Source organism: Chlorobium ferrooxidans DSM 13031 (genome assembly GCF_000168715.1).
Lineage (GTDB): Bacteria > Bacteroidota > Chlorobiia > Chlorobiales > Chlorobiaceae > Chlorobium > Chlorobium ferrooxidans.
The window spans coordinates 13,627-31,837 of sequence record NZ_AASE01000024.1 but is presented as its reverse complement, the minus strand read 5'-3'; the positions used below and the strand labels follow the sequence as shown (position 1 = coordinate 31,837).

The following is an 18,211-nucleotide window of genomic DNA, read 5'->3' as shown; positions in this document are numbered from 1 at the left end:
GTCTTGCAATACTCATATCAGGAAAACTTCCGGAGTAGTAGTCGGGCTTCAGGCATCCTGACTTGAGGTCGGAGAGTACCTCTTTCCACAGGTCGTCGGCCTCTCCGTGTACCAGCAGATCCGCATGCGGTCTGCATGAATCAGGAAAGAGTGTTACATGTGCTCCGCCAAGCGCGACAGGGGTTCCTTCTCTGCGAAGCCGGTCGGCAAGATCAAACGCCTGCCGGGCCATTCCGGTCTGAACGCTGAGTCCGACAAGATCCCAGCTTTCATGAAACGGAAACGCTTCAAAGCGCATGTCGCAGATAGATTGTTCTACACCCGGGACCTCAATTGAGCTGAGGATCATGAGTGAGAGAGGAGGAATAGCAAACTGACTTTTCTTGATAAGGGTTCTCAGTGAACCGTTGAACCAGGTGGTGAGCGGGTTACTGCGGCTCTCGCTGTAGAGCGATCGGGCACCGTCAACTCCGCTTTCGGAAGGAAGAAAAACCAGCAGAACTTTTTTATGTGCAGCCATGGTGCTACCAGTCCCGGTTGTTGCGGCTCTCCTCGGCAGGAGCTTTGCTGCTCCGGGGAATTTGCCGCATCAGTGAGGATTCATCCTGCTGTGCTTTTTCGAGTATGCGTGACGCCACATCGCTACCGATTCCTGAATCAGGGTGCGCATTGGCCGGATTTCCTGATCCGGAAGAGGGTTGCGGAGGAGGACTCTCCAGTTCCTGAAGGTAGCGTTGTACTATTTCATAGTTGATTTTTGCATCACCGTCATCCGGATCACCGAGAAGCACTGATTTGAAGCGGGCAAGTGAACGTCGGAACAGCTCTGTTTTTTCTGTTTTTTCTCTTGTGTTGATTGCGCTCATTGCCAGCGCATTGCCTTCATTGAAAAGCGATTTGCGGGCTGTGGCCTGTTGTTGCGGTGTATAGGCAGCCTTGTGAGCAAAGAGGGATGCGGCTTCACGGTATTTTCCCTGCATGTAGAGGGCGCAGGCCAGATTGTATCGTGATGATGCGGCTCCTTTTGGCTCACTGCCTGTTCGCAGCAGCTGGCGGTATGCATTTTCCGCACGGCTGTAGTCATGCGCGTTATAGAGGGCATCGGCTTTGAGTTTCAGACGGTACTCGCTGAACATCTCCGGAATGGAAGAGGTGAGGGTAACAAACAGAAAAAGTACGGAAAGTCTGATCATGGCCGGAGTGCTTTTTCTAAAGATACGAGCAGGAAGTGAAACTCAAAAAGGTATGGCCTGCGCACTTAATATGTTTGGAGGAGGCACTATGTTTTGCGCATCATAAACAGCAAAGCCCCGAGTATTCAGGGCTCTGCTGTTAACTCTCTGAACGGTCATTTACCGAGAAAAGCCTGCTGAACAGCCTTGACCCCGGCTCCGATCTCAAAATCAAAGTTTATCTCCTTCAGTGCCCTCTCCAGGCCGCCGATAACCGTCAGCATGTCGAGTTCGTCATAGTAGCCGAGATGGGAGATGCGGAAAATTTTCCCCTTGAACTCATCCTGACCAGCCGCAACCGTAATGCCGTTGCTGTTTTTCAGCGCCTTGTTGAATGCCGACCATGCAACTCCTTCAGGAAGCCAGACCGGAGTCACGGCAAATGAGGGTGAGTTGCTGAAAAGCTTCATGCCAAGAGCATTGCAACCCTGACGGCAGGCGTTTGCAAGGCTTTCGTGGCGTTTCCAGATATTTTCAATTCCTTCGGCCCGTACCATCTGCAGCGCTTCATCGAGGCCGATGACCAGCGAAACCGCAGGTGTAAACGGGGTATCGTCATCGGCATGCGCTTTCAGTGCTTTTTTCAGGCTCAGGTAGAACTGGGGGATCTCTTTCTGGCCGTTGATGATATCCTGGGCTCTTTCAGAGATGGCAATCAATGCCAGTCCGGGAGGCATCATGAGTCCCTTCTGTGAGCCGGTGATGCAGATATCCACTCCCCAGTCATCAAAATGAAACTCGTGTGCACCAACAGCGGTAATGCCGTCTACGAGCACAAGGGCGTCAGAGTTTTCGCGAATGAGTGCGCTGAGACTCTTGATGTCTGCTGCCGTTCCGGTTGATGTTTCCGAATGGGTCAGGCAGACCCCTTTGGCATCCGGGTGCTCTTTAAGCAGTTCGGCAAGGCGTTCGGGCTGAAGGGCTGAACCCCATGCCACTTTTTCCTCAATGCAGTTGCCGGTAAAGATGCGTACCAGTGAACCCCAGCGTTCGCCGAACTTGCCGGCGTTGACGGTGATAACCTTGTCACCCTTTTTGAAGAGGCTTGAGATGGAGGCTTCCATGCCGCCGGTGCCGGAACAGCTCAGCACAACTACCGGCTGGCTGGTTCTGAAGAGATACTTGAGATCCTCATGAACCCTGGCCAGAATCTCCATGAACTCAGGGTTTCTGTGATGGATAATCGGAGCGGCCATGCGAAGCATGACATTTTCAGGAACCGGCGTCGGTCCCGGCGTAAATAATCTTTTTTTCATCTCTTCAGAAAATGGGTTTTATAATTAAAGAGATCCTCTGCTGTCAGTTTTTCGCCTGATCCATCAGCGAGGTGAACTCTGCGAAAAGGTAGTGCGAATCGTGCGGTCCCGGAGCTGCTTCCGGATGGTACTGCACGGAAAAGCAGGGGAGCGTTTTATGCTTTACCCCTTCAACTGTATGATCGTAGAGGTTGAGATGGGTCATTTCAAGAGCTTCGGGAAGTGACTCCATGTTTACCGAGAAGCCGTGGTTCTGCGACGTTATCTCTATCTGGCTGTTCTGGAGGTTTTTAACCGGGTGGTTGCTGCCGTGATGGCCGAATTTGAGCTTGTAGGTTTCAGCTCCGAAAGCGAGTGCGAGAAGCTGGTGGCCAAGGCAGATGCCGAATATCGGCAGCGGTTTTGTTGAGCGGTTGTACTCAACCAGTTTTTTTATGGTCTCTATTGCGTAGCTGACAGCAGAAGGATCACCGGGTCCGTTTGAGAGAAATACCCCGTCCGCGTTGAGCTTGATCACCTCTTCAGCCGGAGTTCCGGCCTTGAGAACCGTTACCCGGCACCCTGAATTCTGGAGCATGCGCAGGATATTGGTTTTGATGCCGTAATCAAGAGCGGCAACATGGTAACGGGCATCAGCTTTTTCAAGCGTATAGTTTTCGCTTGTCGTAACGGTTTTGACCAGATCCTGCCCGCTCATTTCGGGGATGTTCAGGGCTTTCTGATGGAGACTTTCGTTATTGGAGTCGAGAGCGGAGATGACCCCTCTCATGGCTCCTTTTTCACGGATTTCGCGCACAAGCTTGCGGGTGTCGATTCCGGCAAGCCCCATCACGCCTGCCTTTTTGAGTGCGGAGTCAAGAGATTCGGTCGCTTCAAAGTTGCTGTGGACATTGGAGAGCTCCCGGACAATAAAGGCGGATGCCCACATTTTTGATGACTCATTATCGGAGATATTGATGCCGTAGTTGCCTATCAACGGATAGGTCATCAGCACCATCTGGCCGGTATAGGAGGGGTCGGTAAGAATTTCCTGATACCCGGTCAGTGATGTATTGAAAACCACCTCGCCGGACGTCTCTCCGATATGGCCGAATGCTGTTCCGTTATAGACAGATCCGTTTTCCAATACCAATTTTGCTGGAGTTGGCTGCATTATTCTGCTCATTCCTTGGTCGTAAGTTTATCGCCCGAATCCTGTGCTTCAATATTGGCAACAGCACTCCGGTCGAACTTGATTTTAGTGGTTTCGTTCACCTGCACCAGCACAGTCTTTTTGTCGCTGTCGATTCCGGCAACCGTACCGTGAATACCGCCTATGGTGACAACCTTGTCTCCTCTTTTCAGGCTGTCCAGAACCTTCTCCTTCTCTTTCTGTTTTTTCTGCTGCGGACGGATCATGAAAAAGTAGAAGACAACAAAAATAAGCACCATCGGAACAATCTGAAGGAAGGGATTCGGTGCAGGGCCGCCGGCAGGAGGCGCAAAAAGAAGCAGTGTGAGAATACTGTTATGCATGGTTATGTCGTGATATGGATAAAAAATCGTTACAGCTTTAATTTGTGAGCAATAATGTAATGTATTTATGGAACTATTTCAATCACGGCTTCGGTCTGCCGGAGCTGAAACTGGCGAAGGGTGCAATGTTGTACAGCCGTTCGGCTTTCATGCCCCGTGAGAGTTTTACTCCGGCCAGTGTGGCGATCATGGCGGCATTGTCGGTCGAGTAAACGGCACCGGGCAGATAGAGCGTGAACCCCTCTTTTTTGCAGGCAGCGTGCATCATTGCTCTGAGTCCCGAGTTGGCACTTACGCCTCCGGCGATTGCGATCTCTTTTATGCCCCGGGAGCGGGCTGCGGCAATGGTTTTTTCAACCAGTACGCTGACGATAGCCCACTGAATGGAGGCGGCAATGTTCTGTATGTTTGCTGTTATGAATTCCGGTTTCTGTTTCTGCAGAAAGGTGAGGACCGAGGTTTTCAGACCGGAAAAGCTGAAATCGAAATTGCCGTCGTAACTTTTGCTGGTCTGTGACCGGGAGGTGAGTGCTCTGGGGAACTCATGGAATTTTGGATCACCATCTCCTGCCAGCCGGTCGATCTCCGGGCCTGCCGGGTAGGGAAGCCCGAGCATCTTGCCGGTTTTGTCGAATGCCTCTCCGGCAGCATCATCAAGCGTTCTGCCAATAACCGCATAAGAGAGGTCCTGCTCTATTACCGAAAGCAGCGTGTGACCTCCCGATACCGTCAGGGAGATAAAAGCCCCTTCGGGAGCGCGGTGAGAGGGCCCCTCATCAATAAAGGGGGAGAACATGTGCGCCTCAATATGGTTGACCGGTATGAAGGGTACTCCGAGTGCCCATGCGAGACCCTGGGCAAAACAGAGCCCTACCATGACGGCACCGATAAGGCCGGGGCCGGCCGTGGCGGCTATGACATCAAGCTCTTTTTTTGTTATATTTGCTTCGGTTATTGCTGCATCGGCAATCGAGACGATAAGCCGTTCGTGCTCTCTTGAAGCGAGTTCCGGCACCACACCGCCAAAGCTCGTGTGACAGCGCTGAGAACTGACGACATTGGAGGCGACCCTGCCGTCACAGATAACGGATGCCGAGGTTTCATCACAACTGGTTTCGATGCCTAAAATTTTCATGGACTGATTTTTTCTGTAGAGCTATGGCCAAAGCTAACAAACCCGAGAATAATAGCAAACCGCCTGTCAAGGTAAGTTTTTTCCATGTTCTGATTATACTTGTAGGAGCAGATCTGATCCTGCTCTTTGCTCCCGAAGTTGGTATCTGGAACAGTCTCAGTTACCTTTCCGACCTTTACTCCTGGTCTGCGCTGGTCGGTGGTCTGCTCTTGATTCTATTCGGCCTCAGGGGGTTTATCAAAAAGAGGTGATGCTCCGGATTGCATGGAGAGGGTAACATCGACTTGAGCGGCTTGCGGCGATCAGCAGCATGCCGTTATTTCAAAGAAAATGAACGATGGAGATGCTATGCAGTATGCGGTAGAACTGGAGGAACTGGGCAGGCAGATTACGGAGGCCTCCCGTTTTCTTGAAAAGGCTGAGGAACAGCTTTCGCGCAGGATTATCGGTCAGAAGGAGGTTATCCAGCGGGTCTTCATTGCCCTCCTGGTAAATGGTCATATCCTGCTTGAAGGGGTACCGGGTCTTGCCAAGACGCTCATTATCAGAACCTTTGCCGCCGCCATGAATCTGAAGTTCCAGCGGATCCAGTTTACCCCTGATATGCTTCCCGCCGATCTTATCGGAACCATGATCTATAATCCGAAAGACATGGAGTTCTATCCCCGAAAAGGGCCGGTTTTTGCCAATGTCATTCTCGCCGACGAAATCAACCGTTCACCGGCCAAGGTGCAGTCCGCCCTGCTTGAGGCGATGCAGGAGCATCAGGTTACCATCGGCAATCAGACCTTTCCCCTTCAGGAGCCCTTTATGGTGCTGGCTACCCAGAACCCTATCGAGCACGAAGGGACCTATCTTTTGCCGGAGGCGCAGGTAGACCGGTTTATGATGAAGGTGCTGGTCGATTATCCATCCTACGATGAAGAGCTTGAGATTATGCTGCAGTCGGCCACAACCGCAACTGATAAGGAGATTACGGCGGTCGTGCAGCCTGATGATATTGCAAAGGCAAGAGGACTGATTGACCGTATCTATGTTGATCCGAGGGTACAGCGCTACATTGTTGATCTTGTCGTTGCCACCAGAAAACCGGCACTCTACGGTATGGAATCGCTTGAGACCATGATCGAGTACGGCGCATCCCCCAGAGCTTCGATCTTTCTTCTGCTTGCTTCCAAGGCGCACGCCTTTTTGCAGAATCGGCCATACATAACCCCTGAGGATGTCAAGGCAATCGCCTATGATACCCTTCGCCATCGCATAAGGCCGGGATACGAAGCCGAAGCCGACAATATCCGTTCAGACGATATTATCCGTCAGATTCTCCAGCATGTGCAGGTGCCATGAGCGCTATGGAAAACAATGAAGAGTACCTGAAAGAGCTTCAGAAACTCATTCGACGGGTTGAAATTCGTTCGAAGCGCATGGCCAGCGAGCTCTTCAGCGGCGAGTACCACTCCTCGTTCAAGGGCAAAGGGATCGAGTTCAGCAATGTCCGTGAATATCAGTATGGTGATGATGTCCGGGCCATTGACTGGAACACCTCCGCCCGCAAACATGAGCTCTATGTCAAGCTCTTTACCGAAGAGCGGGAACGAACCCTTCTGCTTGTTGTTGACGGTTCGGCATCAATGCAGTTCGGCAGCCGGGAACGCAGCAAAAAAGCGCTTGCCCTTGAGCTCAGCGCCGTACTTGCTTTCAGTGCCATACAGAACAACGACAAGGTAGGCCTTCTCGTTTTTACCGACCGGGTCGAAACCTTTATTGCCCCCCGCAAAGGCCGCCAGCATGTTCTGGTTATTCTTGAAGAGCTTTTCCGCTTCAAGCCCCTGAGCCGAAAGACCGATATCAACGCCGCTCTCATCTTTATCCGCTACGCGCTCAGAAGGCAGTCGATTATTTTTCTTCTGACCGATCTGGTTGACAACGACTATGAAAAAGGGATGAAGCAGCTCAATACCCGTCACGACTTTGTGCTGGTCCATCTGAGTGATCCGCTTGACAAAGCGCTGCCGCTCAGCGGGCTACTTGACCTCGAAGAGCCGGAAACAGGCCTGCGTCTCACCCTGGACGGAGGGAGCCGCCGCAAGATCGAGCGTTACCGCAGTGAGCAGTCGAGAGTCTATGAAGAGCTTCGCCAGCGGCTCCGGCGCATGCGCATTGACTCGGTTTTTCTCGATACCGACCGCTCTTTCATCGGCGAACTGAACTCGTTTTTCCGGTATCGTGAACGCAAGGTGTGAATGGTTTCGGACCGGAGCATGCAGGCTGATTTTATTTCTGCTGTTTGCATTTGCTCTTCCGGCTCCGCTCCGGGCGGTTGAAGGCCCGCTCTATCAGGGAGTCCGGGTGACGGTTGTGCCCGACACGGTACTCGTTGGCGACCGTATCCGCTGTATTATCAGGGTGCAGCACGGGGAGCGCGAGGTTGCCTCGCTTGAAGGAGTTGACCCGGCTTCAAAACCGCAGTTCGAACTGATCAGCCTCCAGCGTGCCTCCTCCCTGCTCTCCACTCCGGGTAGCGGCAGAGAGCGTTTTGAACTCGATCTTGCTCTTTTCGGAAGCGGCAGGCAGCTTCTTCCGCCTTTAACCGTTGTTCTGCGTGACAGCGAAGGGCGCATTTCCCGGAAGGTTGTCTATAGTGCGACGATTCCGGTTTTTGTCAAGGCGCTTACCGACTCCTCGATGCGCGAACTCCGGCCCATCAAACCTCCGGAAAAACCTTCGATTCCCTTTTTTCTGATACTCCCCTTTATTTTACTCCTCTTCGGTATTGCGGTTGTCGTTCTGGTGCTGCTCTTTCTCGTAAAACGGGCAGTGCGCAAGAGTGCCGAAACAGTTGATCCCGGTCAGGTTGCCCGGCGCAAGCTTCGCAAGCTCGGCTCCAGGCTCTCTGCAGGAATGCCGCCACCGGAGTGCTATGAAGAGCTGAGCAACATCATGCGCTCCTTCCTTGAAAACCACTACCGCATCAGGGCACTCGAAGCGGTAACGCAGGAGATTGAGCGCGATCTGAAAAAGCTTGGTGTTGCCGGTTTTGAGAGCATCATGAGTCTTCTCAAACAGGCCGATCTGGTCAAGTTTGCCGGCCGCCGTCCCGATCTCGAGGAGTCCCGCAACTCCCTCCAGAAAGCCGAAGAGGTGATCCGCTCCGCCCGACCGGCTGAAGATTCGGGTTCTGGCGTGTAGAATGTGTTTTCTGATACTGAACAGAGCAGGAGTGACCCGAAGGGATTTCTGGTCGTGATTTTGCATCATTGAGATAAAACAGGTGGCTATGCAGGAGTGGATCGCACGAATACCCGGCTTTGAGCTGGCAGCACCATGGTGGCTGCTGCTCCTGCCGTTGCTTGCGCTGCTTGCATGGATTCGGGTGCGGCGCGACCGGCTTGGTAAAAATCCGGTAATACTCTTTCCCGGACTTGAACGGCTTCGTGATTCCGGATTTGAGGCAAGAAGGGAGCTGCGCCATCTGCCGCAATGGCTGCGCTGGAGCGCTCTTGTACTCTGTGTTTTTGCTCTTGCAGGGCCCCGCATGGTTGTCCGCCAGACTGAAGCCGAGGCGCGGGGCATTGATGTGATGCTGGCGCTTGATATTTCGGAGTCGATGCTGCAGAAGGATGGTTCGGGCAAAAGCCGTCTTGATGCCGCAAGGGAGGTTGCCCGCAAATTTGTTCTCCGCCGTTCCAGCGACCGGATCGGCCTTGTGGTTTTTCGGGGCAAGGGGTATACGCAGTGCCCGCTTACAATCGATCATGATGTGCTTGCGATGCTGATTGATCATATCTCCCCGCAGGTGATACAGGATGAGGGGACAGCTATCGGGAGTGCAATTCTCATCGCAACCAACCGCTTCAAGGGTTCAACATCACTGCAGAAGGTTATCATCCTGATCACCGATGGAGAGAACAACACCGGAGATGTCGGGCCGGCTACGGCGGCGACTCTTGCTGCACAGAACGGCATCAGGATATATGTGGTCAATGCCGGATTTAAAAGCGGAGGGAGTGCCGGGAATCTTTCAGCTGAAAGCAGTGCCCATGCTGCCATGGATGAAGCGTCGCTCCGGGGGATTGCCCGGACTACCGGAGGAGGCTACTTCAGGGCGGAAGATCCTTCGGTACTTGATAACACCATCAAAACCATCGGACGCCTCGAAACAGCCCGTCATGCAGGAGCCCCGGTCGAGCACCGGACAGGGTTGTTTTTCCTGTTGCTGTTTCCGGCGGTTCTGCTGCTTGTTCTTGAGGTACTGCTGTCCAACACAAGACTGATGCGAATACCGTGATGCTTAGGGACACCGCTCTACATCTACTCCGTTTCGCCCCCCCGGGGCTTGAGCGGCAATCGATCCGGACAAGCGGACCCATTGTCTGTTTTACCTGTTATCGTGCCGACTACCGGAGAGGAGCGAACCCATGACCTTTGCCTGGCCTGAAAATATCGTTTACCTGCTGCTTTTGATTCCTCTGGCCGTATTTCTCGGCTATGGAGCTATTCGCCATTTTCAGCTCCGTGAAGTTGTTGTCGCACCATCTCTGGCAGATGCGATGATGCCCGGTGTCGGGTTCAGGGTGATTATTGTTAAAAAGGTGATGATTTTTTTGGGTATTGCCTCTCTGCTCGCTGCCCTTACCGGCCCCAGGCTTTCAGGCGGCGGGCGGCCGATCTTGCGAAAAGGGGCTGATATGGTTTTTTTGATTGATGTCTCCCGCAGCATGAGGGCGGCTGATGTTCAGCCTGACCGGCTTACGCAGGCGAAATTTGAAATATCGAGGATAAGCCGTGCTGTAACAGGGGGCCGGCGGGCAATTATTCTTTTTGCCGCAAAACCTCTTGTGCAGTGCCCGCTTACCGCTGACATGGATGCCTTTGAAGCACTGCTCGGTATGGCTTCACCCGATCTTATCGAGGCACAGGGAACCGATTTCCGTTCAGCTCTTGAACTTGCTCACAACGTTCTTGAGCCTTCATCGGAAAGCAGGCTTGCATCCGCTGCGAAAGGCGAAAAGATTATGGTGCTTCTCAGCGATGGAGAGGATCACGCCGGCGATCTTCCGGCTGCGGCAAACCGTATAAAAAACGGAAGGATCCATGTTTTTGCAATCGGGGTGGGCTTGATCCGTCCAGCAGTGATTCCTCTTGGAGAGGGCGGAGCAGGGCTCAAGATGGATGAACGCGGACGGGTTGTTACGACCAGCTTCAGGCCGGAAACGCTTCAGAATCTGGCCCGTCAATCCGGAGGATTTTATTTCCACAGCCTTGCCGAGCGGCCGGTTTACACCGAGGTCTCTGCAAGGATCAACCGTATTGCCGCAGCATCGCGCTGGGTGATGGAGCCGGTTGAAAGCGAACCGCTCTACTACTACTTTCTCGGTTTGGGACTGTTACTGCTGCTGGTCGAAACCATGATCGGCAGGGGAGGGCGCACTTCGGCTCAAAAATCGTAAAGAAGCGATGATGCGAGCCGGGGTGAGGATCACTTGAGAAAAAATTGTTACATTCCTTATGTACGCAGGTGGCGGCACCGTTCTTGATTGCGGTACCCGGCACTGTTTTTTCAGACAAAAACAGTTATGTCTATGGAGCAGCAGAACACCGGTCAGAAAGTTCTCGACCCTCTTGAAAGGGCCAAGCTTGGTCTGAAAGTTTTAACCATGCCCTACTCGCAGGCTGAAGAGGTTATTGATGCCTATGTCAGCGAAGGTAATTATGACAAGGCGAGTGTGGATTTGTTCAAAGATCAGGTCGCTACGCAGCGCCACATCCAGGAAAAAAGCGCAGAACTGCTCTCAACCAGTTCTCAGATTATCCGGATTGTTGCCGGCGCTTTTATTAAAAATCTTCCGAAACAGGGTGATGAGGGCAGTGCTGCCAGCTCCTGAACGTCGGAAAAGAGCGGTGAACGCAAGTGCAATGGGTATTGATGGTCGCGACAGCTTACGGTGTCGCGGCCTTTTTTTTTGTTATGAGCCGTCGAACAGGGTTTGCATGATTAACTTTTTTTGCTTTTACATTGTTATAGAGTAACCAGTTCGCATGAACCGTAAACAAAAAAAACCGTTCGAACCATGCAGTTTGATCCCAATAAATTCACCCTCAAGGCTCAGGAGGCATTGCAGGCTGCGGGTACCCTTGCCGGTAGTCGCCAGCATCAGCAGATAGAGCCGGAACATCTGCTTCACAGCATGCTTGACGATAAAAGCAGCATTGCTGTTCAGATTGCGCAGAAACTTGAAGTTTCATCCGATAATCTTCTTCTGGCACTTGACCGTGAAATCGAGCGGATTCCGAGGGTAACGGGAGCATCGGCTACCGGTCAGTATCTCTCACAGAATCTTGGCAAGGTGTTTGACGTAGCCCTGAAAGAGGCCGAGAATCTGAAGGATGAGTATATCAGTTCGGAGCATCTGCTGATTGCCATGAGCGAAGCATCGCTCAATGTTTCACGTATGCTTCAGGACGCAGGCATCAACCGTAACGCTATTCTCAAGGTGCTGACAACCATCAGGGGCTCTCAAAGGGTTACCAGTCAGAGCGCCGAGGATAGCTATAACTCCCTGAAAAAATATTCCCGCAACCTCAACGACCAGGCCCGAAAGGGCAAGCTTGATCCGGTGATCGGCCGTGATGAGGAGATCCGCAGGGTGCTCCAGATTCTCAGCCGCCGTACCAAGAACAATCCTGTGCTGATCGGTGATCCGGGTGTCGGCAAGACCGCACTGGTCGAGGGTATCGCCCAGCGTATTGTGGCTGGTGATGTGCCTGAAAACCTCAAGAGCAAACAGATCGCCGCGCTCGATATCGCCCAGCTTGTGGCCGGAGCAAAGTTTCGCGGTGAGTTCGAGGAGCGTCTGAAAGCGGTCGTGAAAGAGGTTCAGGCTGCTGAAGGAGAGGTTATTCTTTTTATTGATGAGATCCATCTGCTTGTCGGCGCGGGTTCTGCCGAGGGCTCCATGGATGCGGCCAATATTCTGAAACCCGCTCTGGCCCGCGGAGAACTTCGCTGCATCGGCGCCACTACCCTTGATGAGTACCGCAAGCATATTGAAAAGGATGCCGCACTTGAGCGCCGCTTTCAGACCGTGCTGGTTGATCAGCCGAGCGTAGAGGATACAGTCTCCATTCTGCGGGGCCTCAAGGAGAAGTATGAGATCCATCACGGTGTGCGCATCAAGGATGCGGCTATCGTTGCGGCAGCCGAACTCTCCAACCGCTATATTTCCGACCGTTTTCTGCCCGACAAGGCTATCGACCTGATCGACGAAGCCTCTTCACGGCTCCGCCTCGAAATTGACAGCAGTCCCGAAGAGCTTGACCGGGTAAACCGCGAAATCCGCCGTCTTGAAATCGAGCGCGAAGCCCTGAAGCGTGAGCTGGAAGCCGGGGGGATATAGTTGGCAATCCTTTCTCGTTGCCCATTGTCAGATTTCCCCACGAATCTCTACAAATCGGCAAATAAACCTGTTCGTTTTGCAGTCTTTTCATAGCCAACTTTTTTGTTGCCAACAAAAAAGTTGGCTATGAATTTATTTATTTTGTTTTTATGATATTCCAACAGATTTGTTGCTATAAAGGTTATTGCAAATATTCTGGAGGATACTATGTCGAAAAAACTTAAGCAGGGTTATTCAAACTGGGTTGATGGAGACCGTTTTTGGGGCAGGGAGGATGATATCCGGCTTTTGACCCAGAAGATTGATGGAGGTGCAAATATACTTCTTGTTGCACAACGACGAATGGGTAAGACCAGTCTCATGAAAGAGCTTCAAAGAAGACGGCAAAACAGCTACATCACACTGTTTATAGATCTTCAGAAGGCTACGGATTCAGAAGATATGATAGTTGAGCTTAGCCTGTCGCTCAAACCATATGCTTCGCTTTGGAATAAGACAAAAGAGCTTTTTTCAAATGTACTGAGCCAATTTACAGGAGTAGTAGAGGAGTTAAATCTGGGAGAGATCAAAATCAAGTTACGAGCCGGGCTTACATCAGGCAACTGGATGGAGAAAGGTGATGTGTTATTTTCCATGCTGGCAAAATCTGAAAAACCTGTTTTACTGCTGATGGATGAGGTGCCTCTCATGGTGAATCGTATGCTGAAAGGCGATGAATTCAAGATTTCTCACGAAAGAAGGGCTAAAGTGGATGAATTTATGTCGTGGCTCAGAAAAAACAGTATTGAGCACAAAGGTAATATCAGCATCATTCTTTCTGGAAGCATTGGCTTTGAGCCAGTACTGCGACAGGCTCAACTAAGTGCTGTTATCAACAACTTTCAGCCTTATGACTTGAAACCATGGGATGAAGTTACTGCTGTCGGTTGTCTTCAGGCTCTTGCAAATGAGTATGGTATTATTTTTAACAAAAGAGCTGAATTTGTGATGATTGAAAAACTTGGGTGCTGTATACCGCACCACGTGCAGATGTTTTTCTCTCATGTCAATGACCGGTGTATTCGAAGAAAGGAGATGGATTTTAATCCGGAAGAAGTAGATGATCTTTATGAAAATGACATGCTTGGAATTCGTGGACATGCAGAACTCACCCATTATGAGGACCGGTTGAAGCTTATTCTCAGTCCAGAGATATTTCCTTTAGCGCTTGCCTTTTTAACAGAGGCGGCCGTAGCCGGGGTGCTTACAAACGAATCTGTTATGACGCTTCAAAAAGAGTATGGGTTTGAATCAAGAATGATGAGTGAAGTTGCAGGAGAGATCATGCGAGTCCTTGAACACGACGGATACGTCAGTAGGGGGAAGGGTGGTTATGTTTTTGAATCGTCACTATTAAAGGATTGGTGGAAAAAAAGATACGCTGATTTTTATGTGGCAGTAAAGGAGAGGAGATAAATCATGACAAGATGTTTTGTTAAATATAATCCCGCTTTTCTTGAAGTGGCGCAGCTTGTTGAGAATTTTGTTGTAAGGCAGATTGATCTTGAGATGATTGTGAGAATCATCAGCGACAACGGAATAAACGCAAACCAGCATGTGCTTGTTATCGGGCCGAGAGGAAGCGGTAAGACCACCCTAGTGCATCGTATCGCAACTGAAATCACTCAACATGAAGAATTGAGCATTTGTTGGTATCCGCTGATCTTTTCAGAAGAGAGTTATCAGGTTAGTTCAGCCTCTGAATTCTGGCTTGAGGCACTATTTCACCTGGGAGAGCAAACAGGTGATCAAAAATGGAAACGGACTTACGATGACCTTCGCAAAGAAAAAGATGATAAAAAGCTTTGTGAGCGGGCTCTGTGGCAGATACTGGATTTCGCCGATAGCGAGGGAAAAAAGATTCTGTTAATCGTTGAGAATCTCAATATGCTTTTTAGGGATCTGAACAGTAAAGACGAAGCATGGAATATTCGCCATACCCTTATCAATGAGCCACGATTGATGCTTCTTGCTACTGCAACAAGTAGGTTCGAAGGGATTGATCATCTGTCCAATGCGATGTTTGAAATGTTCAAGATCCATGAACTCAAACCCCTTGATGACAATGAGAGTAACGCTATTTGGGAGTTGATCACAGGCGAAAAACTTCCAGGAGAACAAATCAGGCCAGTCAGAATATTGACCGGTGGTAATCCGCGGCTTTTATCGATACTTGCAAAATTTGGTGCTAAACGATCATTCCGCCAGCTTCTTGATGATCTCATTGATCTAATAGACGAGCATACCGATTATTTTAAAAGTCATCTCGATGCTATGGCCCCGATTGAAAGAAAGGTTTATCTGGCAATTGCAGAACTATGGGACATTTCATTAGCTCGGGAGATTGCCTTGGTAGCAAGGATTGATGTAAACAAGACAAGTTCATTGCTGAACAGACTGGTAAGCCGAGGGGCGGTTGTGGTTGAGGAACAGGGAAAAAGAAGCAAGTTGTACCGTGTAGCTGAAGGTATATACAATATCTATTACCTCATGAGGAGACGAGGTAAACCTGCAGACCGTGTAAAAGCTGCTGTGAAGTTTATGGTCAGTCTTTATGGTCCTTCATCGGCAGTCAATTTACTCGTTGATGAAACAAGCAAGATGGGTACAGAGCAATGCCGAGAGCATTTTATAGCTTATGATCAGATAGTGAAAAATGTTGATGATCAAGAGCTTCGTGAAAGGATAGTTATGTCTACCCCAAAAAGCTTTTTGGATTCACCATTCCTTGGTGAAATAGCGGGAAATTACTTGGCCGGTGGTAGGCAGTATGAATCTAAAAATCTTAACAGTATAGATGTAGAAATCGAATTAAAAGCCATAAGCAAAATATTAGATAATGGATATGATCTTTTCAAGGATCAAAATTATTCTCAGGCAATAATAGTTTTGGACGACCTCATTTCTGTGTACAAAGCGCGCACTGAATTTGGTATAGTAGTAGAAGTTGCCAGAGCCATGTTCAACAAGGGGATAACATTGGGTAAATTGAATCGCCCAGAAGAAGAGGTGCAAGCCTACGATGATCTTATTGCAATGTATAGGGAATGTCCTGAATTTGATATAGCAGTGTATGTTGCCAGCGCCCTGTTCAACAAAGGTCTTCCCTTGAGTCAGCTGAATCGCCCAGAAGAAGAGGTACAGGTTTACGATGATCTCGTTGCGATGTACAGAGAACGCTCTGAAGTTGAGATAGCCGTATATATTGCCAGAGCCCTGTTCAGCAAAGGGATGGCTTTGGGTGAGCTTAATCGTATAGAAGAAGAGGTGGTGGCTTATGATAATCTTATTGCAATGTATAGGGATCGTCCTGAAGCAGAGATAGTAGAACCAGTTGCTATGGCTCTTTTAAGCAAAGGGATAACATTGGGTAAACTGAATCGCCCAGAAGAAGAGATGCAGGTTTACGATGATCTCATTACGATGTACAGAGAACGCACTGAATCTGAGATAGCAGTGCATGTTGCCAGCGCCCTGTTCAACAGAGGGCTTACCTTGGGTAAACTTAATCGTACAGAAGAAGAGGTGGTGGCGTATGATGATCTTATTTCTATGTATAGGGATCGTCCTGAAGAAGAGATAGTAGAAGCAGTTGCTATGGCTCTTTCAAGCAAAGGGATAACATTGGGTAAACTGAATCGCCCAGAAGAAGAGATGCAGGTTTACGATGATCTTGTTGCATTGTACGGTGAGCGGACTGAATTAGATATAGTAGTAGAAGTTGCCAGAGCCCTGTTCAACAAGGGGATAACACTGGGTAAACTGAATCGCCCAGAAGAAGAGGTGGTGGCTTATGATGATCTTATTTCCATGTATAGGGATCGTCCTGAAGCTGAGATAGCGGTTCGTGTTGTCCGAGCCATTTTAAATAAAGGGTTTAAATTGGGAGAGCTGAATCGCCCAGAAGAAGAGTTACAGGTTTACGATGATCTCGTTGCGATGTACAGAGAACGCTCTGAAGTTGAGATAGCCGTATATATTGCCAGAGCCCTGTTCAGCAAAGGGATGGCTTTGGGTGAGCTTAATCGTACAGAAGAAAAGGTGCAGGTTTACGATGATCTTATTTCTATGTATAGGGATCGTCCTGAAGCAGAGATAGTAGAACCAGTTGCTATGGCTCTTTTAAGCAAAGGGATAACATTGGGTAAACTGAATCGTACAGAAGAAGAGGTTCAGGTTTATGATGATCTTATTGCAATATACAGAGACCGCTCTGAAGTTAAGGTAGCAGTACTTGTTGCCAGAGCCCTTATAAGTAAAGGGATAACACTAGGTCAACTGAATCGCCCAGAAGAAGAGGTGCAGGTTTACGATGATCTCGTTGCATTGTACGGTGAGCGGACTGAATTTGATCTAGCAGTAGAGGTTTCAAGAGCCATGTTCAACAAAGGTATTGTACTCGATAATTTTGAAAGATACCAGGAAGCTGAAAGTGTTTTTACCCGAGTAATTGAACAAAAGTCTGACTTCGTTGAAGCCTACTTTGAATTGCTTCAATTGTTTTTGAAGATACCAGGCAGAGAAAACGATGCTTTTACGGTTGTCAGAAAGTATGTATTTCAACCAAATCTTGTCCAGAAATCGATCGAAGATGCCATTGCGATGTTTGTCGAGCTTGCAGCATCGGGGTATGCTAAAGAGGCTCTTGATATTCTTGTTGATTCACCTTCAGAGCAACATCTTGAACCACTTGTTGTTGCCTTGCGTTTACATACGGGTCAAGAGGTAAAGAGTTCAGTTGAAATACTGGAAGTGGCAAAGGATGTCGTCAAAAGGATTGAGGAGAGGCATAAAGCCATGCAAAGCATTGACCGAGGTGAAGTTGTGTCAGCAGCAGAAGTCCGTGAGGGTTGAGTAGCTTTGTCAGCTAAACCATCCTGACTCTTCTCCTTGCAGTCCCTGTTGTCCTCGCGGTCCTTGATTGCTTTTCCTTGAGGTGATTTATTGGGGTGAAAATCGTACATTGCAGAATTGTACGTCAAGGTAACGATTTCTACTGTTTGATTTTATTAAACATGAAAACTGTACAGCCATGATGAAATTGATAAAGGTTTTTGCTCTGGCTTTTATGCTGGCGGGTATGCTTGTTTCGACGGCTGAGGCAGGGTGGGATCCGGCGAATGCGGAGAAGGCGAAAGAGTCGGTTGACTATTTCAGGAAAAATGCTCCTGCATTGAATCGTTTTTTTGAGCAGGCCTACGGATATGCGGTGTTTCCGGATGTCTTCAAAGGGGGGCTTTTCATGTTTGGCGGCGGGCATGGAAAGGGATATGTCTATGAGCAGAACAACCTTGTAGGAAATTCAACCATTACCCAGATCAATGTAGGGCCGCAGCTTGGAGGCCAGTCATTTTCAGAGATTATTTTTTTCAAGGGCAAGGAGGATCTGGAGAGTTTTAAAAAAGGTAATTATGAGATGAATGCCCAGGTTGCCGCAATTATTGTCTCTACGGGTATGGCTACCAATACTGATTTTTCAAATGGTGTAGCTGTTTTTGTCCTTCCAAAGGCCGGTGTCATGGCGGAAGCGACCGTAGGCGGGCAGAAATTTTCCTATCAGTCCTACTGACGAGGTTTTTATAAGAGCGAATGATCGCCCGGCTTTTTTACCGGCGTCGTTCATTAACGTTAATTGTT

Annotated in this window: 16 protein-coding genes and 1 pseudogene; 11 read left to right on the top strand and 6 right to left on the bottom strand. The window is 49.6% G+C overall.

The genetic code is table 11. The features are described 5' to 3' along the window. The 6 genes and pseudogenes from CFERDRAFT_RS09970 to tsaD all read right to left on the bottom strand — a co-directional run. Positions 1-520 (bottom strand): annotated as a pseudogene (locus CFERDRAFT_RS09970) (cobalamin-dependent protein); the annotation flags it as partial. A 4-nt stretch (positions 521-524) separates the two neighbouring features. Then, positions 525-1,193, bottom strand: coding sequence for a tetratricopeptide repeat protein (locus CFERDRAFT_RS09965; RefSeq protein WP_006367118.1), 669 nt, complete (start codon positions 1,191-1,193; stop codon positions 525-527). Between the two features lie 155 nt (positions 1,194-1,348). Further along, on the bottom strand, positions 1,349-2,488 hold the full coding sequence (locus tag CFERDRAFT_RS09960; RefSeq protein ID WP_006367117.1) for a pyridoxal-phosphate-dependent aminotransferase family protein: 1,140 nt from the start codon (positions 2,486-2,488) through the stop codon (positions 1,349-1,351). A gap of 43 nt (positions 2,489-2,531) precedes the next feature. Then, a complete protein-coding gene (gene carA / locus CFERDRAFT_RS09955; RefSeq protein WP_006367116.1) occupies positions 2,532-3,641 on the bottom strand; it encodes a glutamine-hydrolyzing carbamoyl-phosphate synthase small subunit in 1,110 nt (369 codons plus the stop codon). An 8-nt stretch (positions 3,642-3,649) separates the two neighbouring features. Next, positions 3,650-4,003: a preprotein translocase subunit YajC gene (gene yajC / locus CFERDRAFT_RS09950; RefSeq protein ID WP_006367115.1), complete on the bottom strand. Its 354-nt coding sequence runs from the start codon at positions 4,001-4,003 to the stop codon at positions 3,650-3,652. An 82-nt stretch (positions 4,004-4,085) separates the two neighbouring features. After that, on the bottom strand, positions 4,086-5,138 hold the full coding sequence (tsaD, locus tag CFERDRAFT_RS09945; RefSeq protein WP_006367114.1) for a tRNA (adenosine(37)-N6)-threonylcarbamoyltransferase complex transferase subunit TsaD: 1,053 nt from the start codon (positions 5,136-5,138) through the stop codon (positions 4,086-4,088). Positions 5,139-5,161: 23 nt separating this feature from the next. On the opposite strand from tsaD, the gene CFERDRAFT_RS09940 reads away from it, so the two are divergent. From CFERDRAFT_RS09940 to CFERDRAFT_RS09890, 11 genes are all read left to right on the top strand, one after another. Then, complete coding sequence (locus tag CFERDRAFT_RS09940) at positions 5,162-5,389, top strand: hypothetical protein (RefSeq protein ID WP_040433687.1); 228 nt, start codon at positions 5,162-5,164, stop codon at positions 5,387-5,389. Positions 5,390-5,486: 97 nt separating this feature from the next. Then, the gene (locus CFERDRAFT_RS09935) at positions 5,487-6,485 is read left to right on the top strand and encodes an AAA family ATPase (protein ID WP_006367113.1); all 999 of its coding nucleotides are present in this window, start codon (positions 5,487-5,489) and stop codon (positions 6,483-6,485) included. A gap of 5 nt (positions 6,486-6,490) precedes the next feature. Next, on the top strand, positions 6,491-7,381 hold the full coding sequence (locus CFERDRAFT_RS09930) for a DUF58 domain-containing protein (protein ID WP_006367112.1): 891 nt from the start codon (positions 6,491-6,493) through the stop codon (positions 7,379-7,381). After that, positions 7,365-8,327, top strand: a complete 963-nt coding sequence (locus CFERDRAFT_RS09925) for a hypothetical protein (RefSeq protein ID WP_006367111.1) — start codon at positions 7,365-7,367, stop codon at positions 8,325-8,327. The genes CFERDRAFT_RS09930 and CFERDRAFT_RS09925 overlap by 17 nt, the downstream gene beginning before the upstream one ends. Before the next feature lie 88 nt (positions 8,328-8,415). Continuing rightward, entirely contained in the window at positions 8,416-9,426 is a 1,011-nt protein-coding gene (locus tag CFERDRAFT_RS09920; protein WP_006367110.1) for a VWA domain-containing protein, read from the top strand. A 130-nt stretch (positions 9,427-9,556) separates the two neighbouring features. After that, positions 9,557-10,588: a VWA domain-containing protein gene (locus CFERDRAFT_RS09915; RefSeq protein WP_006367109.1), complete on the top strand. Its 1,032-nt coding sequence runs from the start codon at positions 9,557-9,559 to the stop codon at positions 10,586-10,588. A 132-nt stretch (positions 10,589-10,720) separates the two neighbouring features. Continuing rightward, positions 10,721-11,023: a hypothetical protein gene (locus CFERDRAFT_RS09910; protein ID WP_040433686.1), complete on the top strand. Its 303-nt coding sequence runs from the start codon at positions 10,721-10,723 to the stop codon at positions 11,021-11,023. Positions 11,024-11,209: 186 nt separating this feature from the next. After that, positions 11,210-12,535 carry a Clp protease N-terminal domain-containing protein gene (locus CFERDRAFT_RS09905; RefSeq protein ID WP_006367107.1) on the top strand — a complete coding sequence of 442 codons (1,326 nt, stop codon included), beginning with the start codon at positions 11,210-11,212 and terminating at the stop codon, positions 12,533-12,535. A 207-nt stretch (positions 12,536-12,742) separates the two neighbouring features. Further along, positions 12,743-13,990 (top strand): ATP-binding protein, encoded by a 1,248-nt coding sequence (locus tag CFERDRAFT_RS09900; RefSeq protein WP_006367106.1) that lies wholly within the window; start codon positions 12,743-12,745, stop codon positions 13,988-13,990. 3 nt (positions 13,991-13,993) lie between these two features. Next, positions 13,994-17,428, top strand: coding sequence for a tetratricopeptide repeat protein (locus CFERDRAFT_RS11765; protein ID WP_006367105.1), 3,435 nt, complete (start codon positions 13,994-13,996; stop codon positions 17,426-17,428). A 178-nt stretch (positions 17,429-17,606) separates the two neighbouring features. Next, positions 17,607-18,143: a lipid-binding SYLF domain-containing protein gene (locus CFERDRAFT_RS09890; protein ID WP_006367104.1), complete on the top strand. Its 537-nt coding sequence runs from the start codon at positions 17,607-17,609 to the stop codon at positions 18,141-18,143. Positions 18,144-18,211: the final 68 nt, after the last annotated feature.